10 protein-coding genes and 2 tRNA genes are annotated in these 12,393 nt (G+C 71.8%); 4 read left to right on the top strand and 8 right to left on the bottom strand.

Going from position 1 to position 12,393, the window contains the following annotated elements:
* Positions 1 to 125: 125 nt before the first annotated feature.
* Entirely contained in the window at positions 126 to 542 is a 417-nt protein-coding gene (locus ACIF8T_RS20265; RefSeq protein WP_400036856.1) for a Fur family transcriptional regulator, read from the top strand.
* Positions 543 to 717: 175 nt separating this feature from the next.
* Here the strand turns inward: ACIF8T_RS20265 and ACIF8T_RS20260 are convergent.
* The 4 genes from ACIF8T_RS20260 to ACIF8T_RS20245 form a co-directional block, all read right to left on the bottom strand.
* Positions 718 to 791, bottom strand: a tRNA-Met gene (locus ACIF8T_RS20260).
* Positions 792 to 868: 77 nt separating this feature from the next.
* Positions 869 to 2,686, bottom strand: a complete 1,818-nt coding sequence (locus ACIF8T_RS20255) for a tetratricopeptide repeat protein (RefSeq protein WP_400036854.1) — start codon at positions 2,684 to 2,686, stop codon at positions 869 to 871.
* 207 nt (positions 2,687 to 2,893) lie between these two features.
* Positions 2,894 to 2,967 (bottom strand) — tRNA-Met (locus tag ACIF8T_RS20250).
* A 56-nt stretch (positions 2,968 to 3,023) separates the two neighbouring features.
* Complete coding sequence (locus tag ACIF8T_RS20245; protein ID WP_400036978.1) at positions 3,024 to 5,945, bottom strand: UPF0182 family protein; 2,922 nt, start codon at positions 5,943 to 5,945, stop codon at positions 3,024 to 3,026.
* Between the two features lie 163 nt (positions 5,946 to 6,108).
* On the opposite strand from ACIF8T_RS20245, the gene ACIF8T_RS20240 reads away from it, so the two are divergent.
* Entirely contained in the window at positions 6,109 to 6,651 is a 543-nt protein-coding gene (locus tag ACIF8T_RS20240) for a PPA1309 family protein (protein ID WP_400036852.1), read from the top strand.
* A 9-nt stretch (positions 6,652 to 6,660) separates the two neighbouring features.
* Here ACIF8T_RS20240 and ACIF8T_RS20235 read toward each other — a convergent pair whose 3' ends face one another.
* From ACIF8T_RS20235 to ACIF8T_RS20220, 4 genes are all read right to left on the bottom strand, one after another.
* Positions 6,661 to 7,752, bottom strand: a complete 1,092-nt coding sequence (locus tag ACIF8T_RS20235) for a PDZ domain-containing protein (RefSeq protein WP_400036850.1) — start codon at positions 7,750 to 7,752, stop codon at positions 6,661 to 6,663.
* Positions 7,753 to 7,853: 101 nt separating this feature from the next.
* Positions 7,854 to 7,985, bottom strand: coding sequence for a hypothetical protein (locus ACIF8T_RS20230; RefSeq protein ID WP_400036988.1), 132 nt, complete (start codon positions 7,983 to 7,985; stop codon positions 7,854 to 7,856).
* Between the two features lie 382 nt (positions 7,986 to 8,367).
* Positions 8,368 to 8,826 carry a molybdenum cofactor biosynthesis protein MoaE gene (locus tag ACIF8T_RS20225; protein WP_400036848.1) on the bottom strand — a complete coding sequence of 153 codons (459 nt, stop codon included), beginning with the start codon at positions 8,824 to 8,826 and terminating at the stop codon, positions 8,368 to 8,370.
* Positions 8,827 to 8,966: 140 nt separating this feature from the next.
* A complete protein-coding gene (locus ACIF8T_RS20220) occupies positions 8,967 to 10,088 on the bottom strand; it encodes an SDR family oxidoreductase (RefSeq protein WP_400036847.1) in 1,122 nt (373 codons plus the stop codon).
* Positions 10,089 to 10,281: 193 nt separating this feature from the next.
* Here ACIF8T_RS20220 and ACIF8T_RS20215 point away from each other — a divergent pair, with 193 nt between their 5' ends.
* Together ACIF8T_RS20215 and ACIF8T_RS20210 are read left to right on the top strand one after the other, a co-directional pair.
* On the top strand, positions 10,282 to 11,733 hold the full coding sequence (locus ACIF8T_RS20215) for a zinc-dependent metalloprotease (RefSeq protein WP_400036845.1): 1,452 nt from the start codon (positions 10,282 to 10,284) through the stop codon (positions 11,731 to 11,733).
* Positions 11,730 to 12,257 (top strand): NUDIX hydrolase, encoded by a 528-nt coding sequence (locus ACIF8T_RS20210; protein ID WP_400036843.1) that lies wholly within the window; start codon positions 11,730 to 11,732, stop codon positions 12,255 to 12,257. Before ACIF8T_RS20215 ends, ACIF8T_RS20210 begins: the two co-directional genes overlap by 4 nt.
* Positions 12,258 to 12,393 lie beyond the last annotated feature (136 nt).

Genomic DNA, 12,393 nt, shown 5'->3' with positions numbered 1-12,393 from the left:
TTATTCAATCCTGTTACTTGGCCAAAGCCGAGTTCGATCCTACAATGGACATTGTCTAAGTCAAGTGAAGCTCCAAAGTCACACCGATTCGGGACCTGGTTCCCTCTGCTGTTAGGCTGGTCTCCATGAGCGACCTACTGGAACGGCTGCGCGGACGCGGATGGCGGATGACCGCGCAGCGACGCGTGGTGGCCGAGGTCCTCGACGGCGAGCACGTCCATCTGACGGCCGACGAGGTCCACGCCCGGGCCGTCGCCAAGCTGCCGGAGATCTCCCGTGCGACCGTCTACAACACCCTCGGCGAGCTGGTCACGCTCGGCGAGGTGATCGAGGTCTCGACGGACAAGCGCGCCAAGCGGTACGACCCGAACGCGCACCGGCCGCACCACCACCTGGTCTGCGCCCAGTGCGGCGCGATCCGCGACGTGCACCCGCAGGGCAACCCGCTGGCCGACCTTCCCGACTCGGAGCGCTTCGGCTTCACGGTGTCGGACGTCGAGGTGACGTACCGCGGCCTGTGCCCGAACTGCATGACGGCGTAGCCTCCCGGCTTCCCTCCGCCTCCGAAAGCCCCGGCCCCGATGGGCGCCGGGGCTTTCGCCGTCACCGGACCCCCGCGCGCACGGCCGAACAGCACGACGGCCGAACAGCACGACGGCCGGACGGCACAACGACCGAGGGCCGGAGCCCTTTCGGATTCCGGCCCTCGGCCTTCAGTAGCGGGGACAGGATTTGAACCTGCGACCTCTGGGTTATGAGCCCAGCGAGCTACCGAGCTGCTCCACCCCGCGTCGATGAATGCAACGTTACGTCAAGGACGCGCACAGAAGCAAATCGCTTCCCCACGGAGCTCCCGGACGTCCGGGCATCACGCCGACAGCTCCTGCCGCAGCGCGTCCCGCAGCCGCGCCGCGCGCTCGGTGACGGCCTCCGGCCCGAGCTCCACCGCCCGGTCGGCCCACTGCTGCCCCTCCGCGAGTTCCCCCCGACGCGCGTAGACGAGGGCCAGCCGCAGCGCCGCCCGACCGTGGCCCGCGTGGGCCGCCCGCGTCCACCACACCACCGCTTCCGGCTCGCTGCCCTCCCGCGCCAGCAGCAAGCCCAGGTTGAACGCGCCGTTGCGGGAGCCGGCCTCGGCCGCCTCCCGGTACCACCGCGCCGCCTCGACCACGTCGCCCCGCGCCGCGGCGAGCATCCCGACCCGCACCTGCGCCCGCCGGTGCCCCTGGGAGGCCGCCCGCTCGTACCACTCCTCGCACTCGCTGCGCTGGTGGACGGGCTCGCCCAGTTCGTGCGCGGGCTCCGGGGGGCGCCGCGCGTCGAGCACGGTCGCCAGCCGGTACGCGGCCTCGGCGCTGCCGCCGCCCGCGGCGCAGCGCAGGTGCCGCTCCGCCTCCTGCTCGTCGCCGTCCCGCAGCCGGGCGATGCCGACCTGCAGCGCCGCCTCGGTGTGCCCGGCCGCGGCGGCACGCTCGTACCAGCGCAGCGCGGCGGCGTCCTCGCCCCGCCCGGCGTACAGGATGCCGAGGTTGAAGGCGGCGTCCACGCTGCCGGCCTCGGCCGCCTTGGAGAACCACGGCTCCGCGCCCGTCTCGTCCCCGCCCTGCAGCAGCAGGATCGCCAGCGCGTTCGCCGCCTCCCGGTGCCCGGCGTACGCGGCGCGCCGGTACCACTGCTCGGCCTGCGCGGTGCGGCCCTGCTCGGCGCAGAGCAGCCCGAGGTTGTACGCGCCGTTGACGTCGCCGGCGTCCATCGCCGCCCGGTACCAGCGCTCCGCGGTCTGCGTCTCGCCGCGCTCGGCGTGCAGCGCGCCCAGCGCGTTGGCCGCGTTGCCGTCGCCGTCCTGGGCGGCCCGCAGCCACCACACGGCGGCGTTCTCGTTGTCGCCCGCGTCCCGCAGCAGGAAGCCGAGCGCGCAGGCGGCCCGGGCCTCCCCGTCCTTGGCGGACGTCAGGTACCAGCGCCCGGCCTCCTTGAGGTCGCCGCGCTTCTCCAGGATCGCCCCGAGGTGCAGCGCGGCGCGCCGGTGCCCGCGCGCGGCGGCCTGCCGGTACCACTGCTCGGCCTCCTCCAGCAGCGCGACACCGTCGCCCCCCTCGGCCTCCCGCGCGGTCCGCCGGTCCAGTGCCCGCGCCAGGCGGTACGCCGCCTCCCGGTGCCCGCGCTCGGCCGCGGCCCGCATCCACCGCTCGGCCCCGGCGTCGCCGCGGTGTTCCAGCAGGTCGGCGAGCGCGTAGGCGCCCAGGACGTGGCCCTGCTCGGCGGCCTGGCGCAGCCAGTACTCGGCGGCGGGTTCGTCGCCGCGCTCCCGGTGGTGCCGGCCGAGCGCGTGCGCGGCCGCGGCGGACCCGGCGACGGCGGCGATCCGCCACCATCCGGCGGCCTCGTCGGCATACCCGCGCTGGTGCAGCAGGACGCCCAGGTTGTTGGCGGCGGCGCGGTCGCCCGCGGCGGTGGCGGCCCGCAGATGGGGTTCGGCTCCGTCGAGATCGCCGCGGCGCAGCAGCATGGCGCCGAGGACGCTCATCGCCTCGACGTCACCGGTCTCGGCGGCGAGCCGCCGGCGCAGCTCCTCGGCCGCCTCGTCCGCGATCTCCCCGGCCTCGTCCGGGGTGGCCTCCCGATCGGAAGGCTGCACAAAACGCCCTGTCTCGAACAGAGTTGCCTTGTCCCCCATAACGTCCATCGTCGCACCACCTGCAACCTGGGTACACCTGGTATACCGCAGCCAGTGAGGTCACTTCAGCGTTTTGTCGACATGCCCACAGAGAGACAAGTCAAACACAGATCGGTCCAACTCCCCCCGGTGGCACGGCCGCAGACCCCGCCAGCACATGCGTTCACACATCACGAAGGCCCGGATTCCTTGTGGAATCCGGGCCTTCGCCTTCAGTAGCGGGGACAGGATTTGAACCTGCGACCTCTGGGTTATGAGCCCAGCGAGCTACCGAGCTGCTCCACCCCGCGTCGTTGTGTCACCACCGTATCACGACGCGGGGGGGGCAGATGATCAGCCCAGGGGGTCAGCCGCTCGGACTGGGGTCGGGACTCGGGCTCCCGCCCTCCGTCCCCCCGGTCCGGCCGGCCTCGCTCTGCGCCTCCTCGGCCCGCCGCAGCGCCTCCTCCAGGTCCTCCTGCGCCCGGCCGTAGGCCTCCCAGTCGTTGTCCTTCAGGGCTTCCTGGCCGGCGTCGAAGGCCTTCTGCGCGTCCTGCAGCGCCTCCTCGACCGTCGGATTGTCGGACGTGGGCGGCGGCGGGGTGTCCTCGCCCTCGTCCGGCGGCTCGGGCGTCGGGGTCGCACCCTCCGCTCCGAAGACCTTGTTGAGGGCCTCCTCCAGTGTGTTCTCGAAGGCGGTCTCGCCTCCGTAGGTCACCAGCACCTTGCGCAGCAGCGGGTACTTGAGTCCGCCGCCGCGGACGTAGACCGGCTCCACGTACAGCAGTCCGCCGTCGAGGGGCACCGTCAGCAGGTTGCCGTACTCGACCTCCGAGTCGCCGCCGCGCAGCAGCCTGATCGACTCGGCGATGTCCTCTTGGGAGTTGAACTGGCTCTGGACCTGCTTGGGTCCGTTGACCGTGGTGTTCGTCGGCAACTTCAGGATTCTGATCGTGCCGTAGCCGGGCGTGCCCGCCTCCGCGTCGACGGCCATGAACGCGCTGAGGTTGTCCCGGCCGTTGGGCGTGAAGGTCGTCGTCAGCGAGAACGCCTGCTCCTTCTGGTCCGGCATCCGCATGCTCAGGTAGTACGGCGGCACCGCGTTGCCCGCCCGGTTGGTCGGGTCGTCCGGCACCTGCCACACCTCGCTGCCGCTGAGGAACGTCGTGGCGTCCTTCACGTGGTAGCGGGTGAGCAGCTCGCGCTGGACCTTGAACAGGTCCTGCGGGTAGCGCAGATGGTCCATCAGCGAGCCGGAGATCTCGCTCCTGGGCTCCACCGTGCCCGGGAAGGCCTTCATCCAGGTCTTCAGGACGGGGTCCTCGGTGTCCCACTGGAAGAGCTTGACCTCGCCGGTGTACGCGTCGACGGTCGCCTTCACCGAGTTGCGGATGTAGTTGACCTGGTTCTGCTGGGCCACCACCGCGCGGTTGGTGTTGTTGGCGGTCAGCGAGTCGGCCGTCGTGTCGCCGAGGGTGGTCCGCGACGAGTACGGGTAGCCGTTGGTCGTCGTGTACGCGTCGACGATCCACTGGATCCGGCCGTCCACGACCGCCGGGTAGGCGTCGCCGTCGATGGTCAGCCACGGGGCGACCGCCTCGACGCGCTCCTTGGGCGTGCGGTTGTACAGGATCCGCGAGCCGTCGCCGATCGCGCCGGAGTACAGGATCTGTGGCTCGCCGAACGCCACCGCGTACGCGGCCCGGTTGACCGAGTTGGAGAGGTTGACCCCGCTGTCGCCCTGGTAGCTGGTGGTCTTCTCGCCGTTGTCGTCGGAGTAGTCGATCTCCTTCTGGGGACCGCCGACGATCGAGTACGTGGTGGTCTTCTCGCCGTAGTAGATCCGCTGCTCGTACCGCGGCAGGTCGCCCTCGGAGGGCAGGTCGGACTCGGTGAAGACCGGGCGGCCCTGCGAGTCGGCGCTGGTCCCCTCGGCGGCGACGACGCCGTAGCCGTGGGTGTAACGGAAGTGGTTGTTGATCCAGTTCTTCTTCGGGATGCCCGCGAGGTTCAGCTCGCGCAGGCCGATGACGGTGTCCTGCTCCTTGCCGTCCTTGGTGTAGCGGTCGACATCCAGGTTGGTCGGGAACGCGTAGTAGTTCCTGATCTGCTGGAGCTGCTGGAACGTCGGCGAGACGATGTTCGGGTCCATGATCCGGATGCTCGCCGTGGCGTCGGCCTCGTCCCGCAGGGTCGCCTTGTCCTCGGTCTTGCTCGTGCCCGAGTAGTCGGTGACCTTGGTGCCGTCGATGCCGTAGGCCTCACGCGTCGCCTTGAGGTTCTTCTCGACGTACGGCGCTTCCTTGGCCTGCTCGTTCGGCTGGACCTGGAACTTCTGCACGATCGCCGGGTACAGGCCGCCGATGAGGATCGCGGAGAGGACCATCAGGCCGAAGCCGATCACCGGCAGCTGCCAGGTGCGCCGCCACAGGGTGGCGAAGAACAGCAGCGCGCAGATGACGGCGATGCAGAACAGGATGGTCTTGGCCGGCAGGTAGGCGTTGGCGTCGACGTAGCGCAGGCCCGTCCAGTTGTCCGTGGCCTTGAAGTCGCTGGACTTGACCGCCAGTCCGTACCGGTCGAGCCAGTACGCGACCGCCTTGAGGGCGACGAAGATCCCCAGGAGCACCGACAGGTGCCCGGTGGCCGCGGCCGTGGCGCGCGCGCCCGGGCTGGTGACGCGCAGCCCGCCGTACAGGTAGTGGGTGAGCGCGGCGGCGATCACGGAGAGGATCGTGGCGGCGAAGCCGAAGCCGAGCAGGAACCGGTACCAGGGCAGGTCGAAGGCGAAGAAGGAGACGTCCAGCTTGAACTGGGGGTCCTTCTCCCCGAAGGAGACGCCGTTGACCCACATCAGCCAGGTCCGCCACTGGCTGGAGGCGGAGGCGCCGGCGATCAGGCCGACCAGGGCGGTGATCCCGAGCAGCAGCCACTTCTTGTAGGGCGCGATGCCCATCCGGTACCGGTCGAGGTTCTGCTGCTCCATCGACATGGCACTCAGCGGCGGCCGCAGCCGGTGGGCCAGCCAGATGTTGAAGCCGACGGCGAGCGCCATCAGCAGGCCGAAGACGAAGAAGAGTCCGATCTTCGTCCACAGGGTGGTGGTGAACACGGACGAGTAGTTCACCGAGCGGTACCAGAGCCAGTCCGTCCAGAAGCCCGCGAACATGGTGAACGCCATGCCGAGGACGGCCAGGACGCCCAGCGTCAGGAGCAGGGTCCGGACACGCCGGGACGGGCGGCCCACTCTCATCCGTGGCCCCGTCGGGCCTCCGCCGCGGTCCGGCATCTGGAAAGCCAAGGTGCGCACCTCGAAGTCGCTGTCGATTCGTCAGACCCGCGTGTTCGCGGCCCCTCCGTGGTCCCCCGTGATCGCGGGCCCACACCTATGCAACTTACTCACCGTTTACTCGGTTCCCGATTCCGGCCGGGAACGAGGCAGGATTGTGACCATGTCCAACACTCCCATGGCGGCGAGCCCGCTCACCCGGGCCGTGCTCGAGATCGACGAGTACGTCTCCGGCCTCGGCTGGGACCAGCCCGCCCGCCTCTTCGCCCTCGTCGACACCGCACGGCTGCGGGCCGAACAGCCCTCGCTCGCGGCCCGGCTCGGTCTGGGCGACGAACCGGAGACCACCGGTCTCACCCCGATCGAGCAGGACGAAGTGGAAACGGGCAAGCCGCTCGACGAGTTCCTGGCCACCATCGCCTGGCCCGGGACGGTGGCCGGCTGCGCCCTCTCGGTGGAGCGCCTGATGCTGCCGCCGTCCGCGGAGGCTCAGGTTCCGCAGCATCTGGACGAGGCGGCGCTGGCGAAGTGGGTGGCCGGTCACCCCGAGCGCCAGGAGGTGCGCATGACGGTGGCGGTGCTGCGCGACGGCGCCCGCGAGTCGGCCCTGCGCCTGCGCGCGAAGGACTCCCCCACCGAGGTCCTCACCGGCTCCGACCTGGTGCCCGGCCTCGCGGAGGCGCTGGCGGCGACGTTCGAGGAGTAGCCCGCCCGGCTATCCGGTGCACTTCGGCAGGTCGGCGGTGTCGCCGCTGCGCAGGTCCGCCAGGGCACCGAGGGCGTCGTCGATGGTCTTCACCTTGACGAGGGTGAGGCCCTCGGGGGTGTCCTTGGCGGCGGCCGCGCAGTTGTCGGCGGGCGTCAGGAAGTACTCGGCGCCCTTGTCGCGGGCACCGACGGTCTTCATCTCGATGCCGCCGATCGGACCGACCCTGCCCTCGTCGTCGATCGTGCCGGTGCCGGCGACGAACTTCCCGCCGGTCAGGCTGCCCGGCGTGAGCTTGTCGTAGATGCCGAGCGCGAACATCAGGCCGGCGCTCGGCCCGCCGACGTCGGCGAGCTTGATGTCGATGGTGAACGGGAAGGTGTGGTCGGTCCCGGCCGAGATGCCGACCACGGCCCGCTTCTCGCCGCCGTCGTCGGACGTCTTCGTCGTGATGGTCACGTCCTGCGTCCTGGTCGCCGTCCGCTTGGCCTTCTCGGCGGCGGCCTGCTCCTTGGCGGGCACGATCGTGAAGACCACGTCCTGGCCGGGCTCGTGCTTCGTGACCAGCTCGGCGACGTCGGCGGGCTCCTTCACCGCCGTGCCGTCGACGGCCTTGATCACGTCGCCCGCGTGCAGCCGCCCCTCGGCCGGGGAGCCCTTGACCACGGTCGAGACGATGACCCACGACGTCACCGGGATGTCCAGTTCCTTCAGCGCCGCGACCTTGGCGCTCTCCTGGGACTGGCTGAACTCCTCGGCGTTCTCCTGGGTCGACTCCTCCTCGGTCTTGCCGTCCGGGTAGAGCGTGTCGTGCGGCACCACCTTGTTGTCGTGCGCGAGCCACCCGTAGACGGCCTCGACGAGGTTCATCCGGTAGTCGGCGCTGGTGACGCGGACGGTGGTCATGTTGAGGTGGCCGGACGTCCCGTAGGTCCTGCGTCCGGAGATCTGCAGCACCGGCTCACCGTCGTGCTCGCCCAGCGTGTTCACCGTCGGCCCCGGGGACATCTCCGCGTACGGCACGGGGATGAACACTCCCGCGCACAGGAGCGCGATCAGCATCAGGGTGGAGGCGAGCATCGTCGCGGTGCGGCGTGGCATGTCTCGACAGTACGGGACGCCTCTGTCAGCGCACCGTCAGGGCCGCCCGTCCGGGGCGGCCCTGACCTGTTCTACGCCTGTGACCTGCGCTTCCGTGGCCGTCAGCCGCCCGGCTGGGACCTCTCCATGGCCTCCCGGAAGCGGGCGTATCCGATGAGCTCGGGGCCGTCGCCCCGGGCCCTGCGGGTCCGGTTGGCCCAACTGCCCCACAGACCGGCGCCGATCGCAGCCACCAGCGGAATCAGCAACCAGGCGAGCGCCGCCATGCCGACCTCCCAACCCCATGAGCGTCCGCAACTGACTGATCAGCAGATTAACCATCCGCCGTGACAACGCTCACGCCAGGGGTGCGGTTACGCAACCGGAAGGGTGTGCGGCACGAAGCCGCGAGGGGCAGGTGGGACGGGCGGGGTTCCGCCGGACGGGCCCTAGGGGCTGTCGTTCGGATCAGGTCGCGGGGAATCGACTGTGTGTCGTCGGCGCCGGTGAGCGGGGCCCGGTGCGTGCGTCCGCAAGGCGGAGGAGGGCGGCGATGCGGAGCATCGGCAACCGACGACAACGCCGCGGACGCGCGTGCCGGGCCCCGCGTCCGCGGCGTGATCCGAACGACAGCCCCTAGCAGGCGCCGACCCACTCCTCGGTGCCGTCGGAGAACTTCTGGTGCTTCCAGATCGGCACCTCGTGCTTGAGGTCGTCGATCAGCTTCCGGCAGGCCTCGAAGGCCTCTCCCCGGTGCGGGCACGACACGCCGACGACGACGGCGAGGTCCCCGACCCGGAGGTCCCCCACCCGGTGGACGGCGGCGAGCGCCCGCACCGGGTACTCGGCGACGACCTTCTCGGCGATCCGGCGCATCTCGGCCTCGGCGCTGGGGTGGCAGGAGTACCCCAGCTCGTCGACGCCGGCGCCCCCGTCGTGATTGCGCACGGTCCCGACGAAGAGCGCGGTCCCTCCGGCGGCGTCGTCCCCCACGGCCCGGAACACCTCGTCCACGGACAGGGGGGTCTCCCTGATGCCGATCAGCTTGATGGGGTCCTGCGCGGCCTGCTCGCCCGGGTGATCGTTGGGTGCCATGCCCCCATCGTGCCCCACCGCGCGGAGAACGCGGAACAGCGTTATCGCCCGGCACGCGCGCGTGCCCGCTTGGAGTCTCCTACAGGAGGCCCCCGGCAGGCCGTCACCCGTTCGGCCGCACCGCCCGCGCCTTCCTCCGCTCAGACCCGCCGCCGGGCCTTGCGGGCCCGCCGCACGACCGCCGCGGCGCCCAGCAGCGCCACGGTCGCGCCCGCGGCTCCCGCGGCCGTCGCGTCCTTGCGCCCGAGCCGCCGGCCGGCCACCGTGTGCCGCCCGGAGACCTCGCCGAGCAGCTCCTCCAGCACCTCCTCGTTGGTGTACTTCGGGCGCCACCCGGCGTCGTGCAGCCGGCTCCCGCTCACCACCCAGGGGTACATCGTGTAGGCCAGGTCCCCGGCGGGGGACGGCGTCAGCCCGATGCGGTGCAGCCGCGCCGCCGCGCCCAGCGCGACCGCCGACGGCAGCTCCATGCGCCGGATCCCGCTGAGCTCCTCGACCTCCTCCTGCTCCAGCCACCCGTCGCACCCGACGGCCAGCTCCCCGTCGACCTTCTCCAGCACGGCGTACTCCAGCGCGCTGCACAGGTCCTCGACGTGGCAGAACTGCCACGCCGGCCGCGACCCGGCGACAACCAGCAGCCGCGGCGACTCGAAGTACCTGGTCAGAGCCGTGTCCGTACCGCCGACGAGCACGGCGGGGCGGACGACGGTGACGTTGAGCCCGGGGTGCGCGCGCGGCGCCCGGCGCGCGAGCCGCTCGATCTCCAGCAGGTCGCCGACCCCGGTCGCCTCCGCCGTGGCCCGCAGCTCGGCGTCCTCGGACAGCGGCAGCTCGTTGTCCGGCAGCGCGCCGTAGACCATCGCCGAGGTGCACAGCACGACCCGGTGCACGCCGGCCGCGGCGGCCGCCGTCAGCACGGTCTGCGTCCCCCGGACGTTGTAGGCCGTCCGGGCGGCGGCGTCCGTCTCCAGGTCGAGGTCCAGCGCCAGGTGGACCACCACGTCGGCCCCGCGCAGCTTGTCGGCGATCGCCGGGTCCCGGACGTCCAGGATGTGCCACTGCGCCGCCGCGCACTCGCCGCGCCGCTCGTCGATGGCGACGACCTGCTTGATCTCCTCGGAGGCGGCGAGCCGCTCGGTTAGCAGCGCGCCGACCCCGGACGCGGCGCCGGTGACCGCGACGACGGGTCCGCGCGCGGCGGGACTCGCGGGACTGGTTGTCTGGTTTCGCGCTGCGCGAACCTGCGGATCTGGGGAACTCACCGGGCGTCTCCAGCGGTTGTCTTTAGTACACACGCGGGTGACGCGTGCGTACCAGGTGGCATCCATCCTGCCGCAGGCCTTCGGTCGGCGAAGCACCGAGGCCCGATCCGTCCCAGGTGTCTACGCTGGGTGGTGTTGTCGGGCAGCCGTGCCGCCGGATCAGAACCGGCGGCCCTACCAGCCGAGGAATCCCGTGAGTGACACCCCATTCGGATTCGGCCTTCCGCCGGAGGAGCCGGACGACGGCGACGAGGGCAAGAAGAAGGACCAGCAGGGCGGTGGTGGTCAGGGACCGGCCAATCCGTTCGGTTTCGGCGGACTGCCCGGAGCCGGGGGCTTTGGCGGCGGCCCCGGAGGCCCCGGTGCGGACAATCCGTTCGCCGCCATGTTCGGTTCCCTGAACCCCACCGACCTGGGCGCCGCGTTCCAGCAGCTGGGCCAGATGCTCTCCTACGAGGGCGGCCCGGTGAACTGGGACATGGCCAAGCAGATCGCCCGCCAGACGGTCGCCCAGGGCACCCCGGACGGCTCGAAGGACGCCAGCGTCGGCCCCGCCGAGCGCAAGTCCGTCGAGGACGCCGTCCGCCTGGCCGACCTGTGGCTCGACGACGCCACGTCGCTGCCGTCCGGCGCCGCCTCCGCGGTGGCCTGGAGCCGCGCGGAGTGGGTCGAGGCGACCCTGCCCGCGTGGCGGGAGCTCGTCGACCCGGTCGCCGAGCGCGTCGGCACCGCCATGGGCGACGTCCTGCCGGAGGAGATGCAGGCCATGGCCGGCCCGCTGATCGGCATGATGCGCTCGATGGGCGGCGCCATGTTCGGCACGCAGATCGGGCAGGCCGTCGGCGTGCTCGCCGGCGAGGTCGTCGGCTCGTCGGACATCGGGCTGCCGCTCGGTCCGGCCGGCAAGGCCGCGCTGCTGCCGGTGAACATCGAGACCTTCGGCAAGGACCTGGGCGTGCCCAAGGAGGAGGTGCGGCTGTACCTCGCCCTGCGCGAGGCCGCCCACCAGCGCCTCTTCGCGCACGTGCCGTGGCTGCGCTCGCACCTGTTCGGCGCGGTCGACGGCTACGCGCGCGGGATCAAGGTCGACACGGCGAAGCTGGAGGACGTGGTCGGCCAGTTCGACCCGCAGAATCCCGAGCAGCTGCAGGAGGCGCTCCAGCAGGGCATGTTCCAGCCGGAGGACACCCCGGAGCAGAAGGCCGCCCTGGCCCGTCTGGAGACGGCTCTGGCGCTCGTCGAGGGCTGGGTGGACGCGGTGGTGCACGCCGCTGCCAAGCCCCGTCTGTCGTCCGCCGACGCGCTGCGCGAGACGCTGCGCCGCCGGCGTGCCTCGGGGGGTCCGGCCGAGCAGACCTTCGCCACCCTGATCGGCCTGGAGCTGCGCCCGCGCCGGCTGCGGGACGCCTCCCGGCTGTGGGCCTCGCTGACGGACGCGCGCGGTGTGGACGGCCGGGACGGCCTGTGGGCCCATCCGGACATGCTGCCGACGGCCACCGACCTGGACGACCCGGACGGCTTCGTGCACCGCGAGCAGATCGACTTCTCCGAGTGGGACAAGATGCTCGGCGAGGCGGCGGACAAGCCCGACCTCGGCAAGAAGAAGAAGGACGAGGGCGACACCCAGGGCGACGGCACCGAGTGAGCCTGTACGACGACGCGGTCCTCGTCCTGAAGGGGTACGAGGACCAGGCGGAGCTGCGCCAGGCCTACCTGGACCACCTGGCGGAGCACCCGGACGGCATGTGGAAGTCGTGCCACGCGGGCCACGTCACCGCGAGCGCGCTGGTCGTCGACCCCGGCGGCGGCCGGGTGCTGCTCACCCTCCACCGGAAGCTGCGCATGTGGCTGCAGATGGGCGGCCACTGCGAGCCGGGCGACGCCTCCCTGGCCGCCGCGGCCCTGCGGGAGGCCGCGGAGGAGTCGGGCGTCGGCGGGCTGTCGCTGCTGCCGGGCGGCCCGGTGCGGCTGGACCGGCACCCGATCCCTCCGCCGTGCCACTGCCACTTCGACGTCCAGTACGCGGTCCTGGCGCCCCCGGACGCCGTGCACGCGGTCAGCGAGGAGTCCCTCGACGTGCGCTGGTTCGCGTACGACGAGGTGGCGGGTGTCGCGGACGCGTCGGTCGTGCGGCTGGTGGAGGCGACGCGCGCGAGGCTCGGGGTCTGAGACGGGGACGGGCGAGGGGGGGCCCCCCCCGGGGGGGCCCCCCCCCCCCGGGCGGGGGGCGGGGGGGGCCCGGCGGTGCCCAGGGTCGGGGTGCGGCCCCCCCGCGGTCCCAAGCCCGACTGGGCGGCGGGGGCCC

This window comes from Streptomyces sp. NPDC085946 (genome assembly GCF_044540485.1).
Lineage (GTDB): Bacteria > Actinomycetota > Actinomycetes > Streptomycetales > Streptomycetaceae > Streptomyces.
The sequence above is the reverse complement of the archived record's forward strand: the minus strand, read 5'-3'. Positions and strand labels throughout refer to the sequence as shown.

Excerpts from the sequence above, each read along its gene's own strand:
- ACIF8T_RS20265 (WP_400036856.1), top strand. The coding sequence starts at position 126 with ATGAGCGACCTACTGGAACGGCTGCGCGGACGCGGATGGCGGATGACC.
- ACIF8T_RS20255 (WP_400036854.1), bottom strand. The coding sequence starts at position 2,686 with ATGGACGTTATGGGGGACAAGGCAACTCTGTTCGAGACAGGGCGTTTT.
- ACIF8T_RS20245 (WP_400036978.1), bottom strand. The coding sequence starts at position 5,945 with ATGCCGGACCGCGGCGGAGGCCCGACGGGGCCACGGATGAGAGTGGGC.
- ACIF8T_RS20240 (WP_400036852.1), top strand. The coding sequence starts at position 6,109 with ATGTCCAACACTCCCATGGCGGCGAGCCCGCTCACCCGGGCCGTGCTC.
- ACIF8T_RS20235 (WP_400036850.1), bottom strand. The coding sequence starts at position 7,752 with ATGCCACGCCGCACCGCGACGATGCTCGCCTCCACCCTGATGCTGATC.
- ACIF8T_RS20225 (WP_400036848.1), bottom strand. The coding sequence starts at position 8,826 with ATGGCACCCAACGATCACCCGGGCGAGCAGGCCGCGCAGGACCCCATC.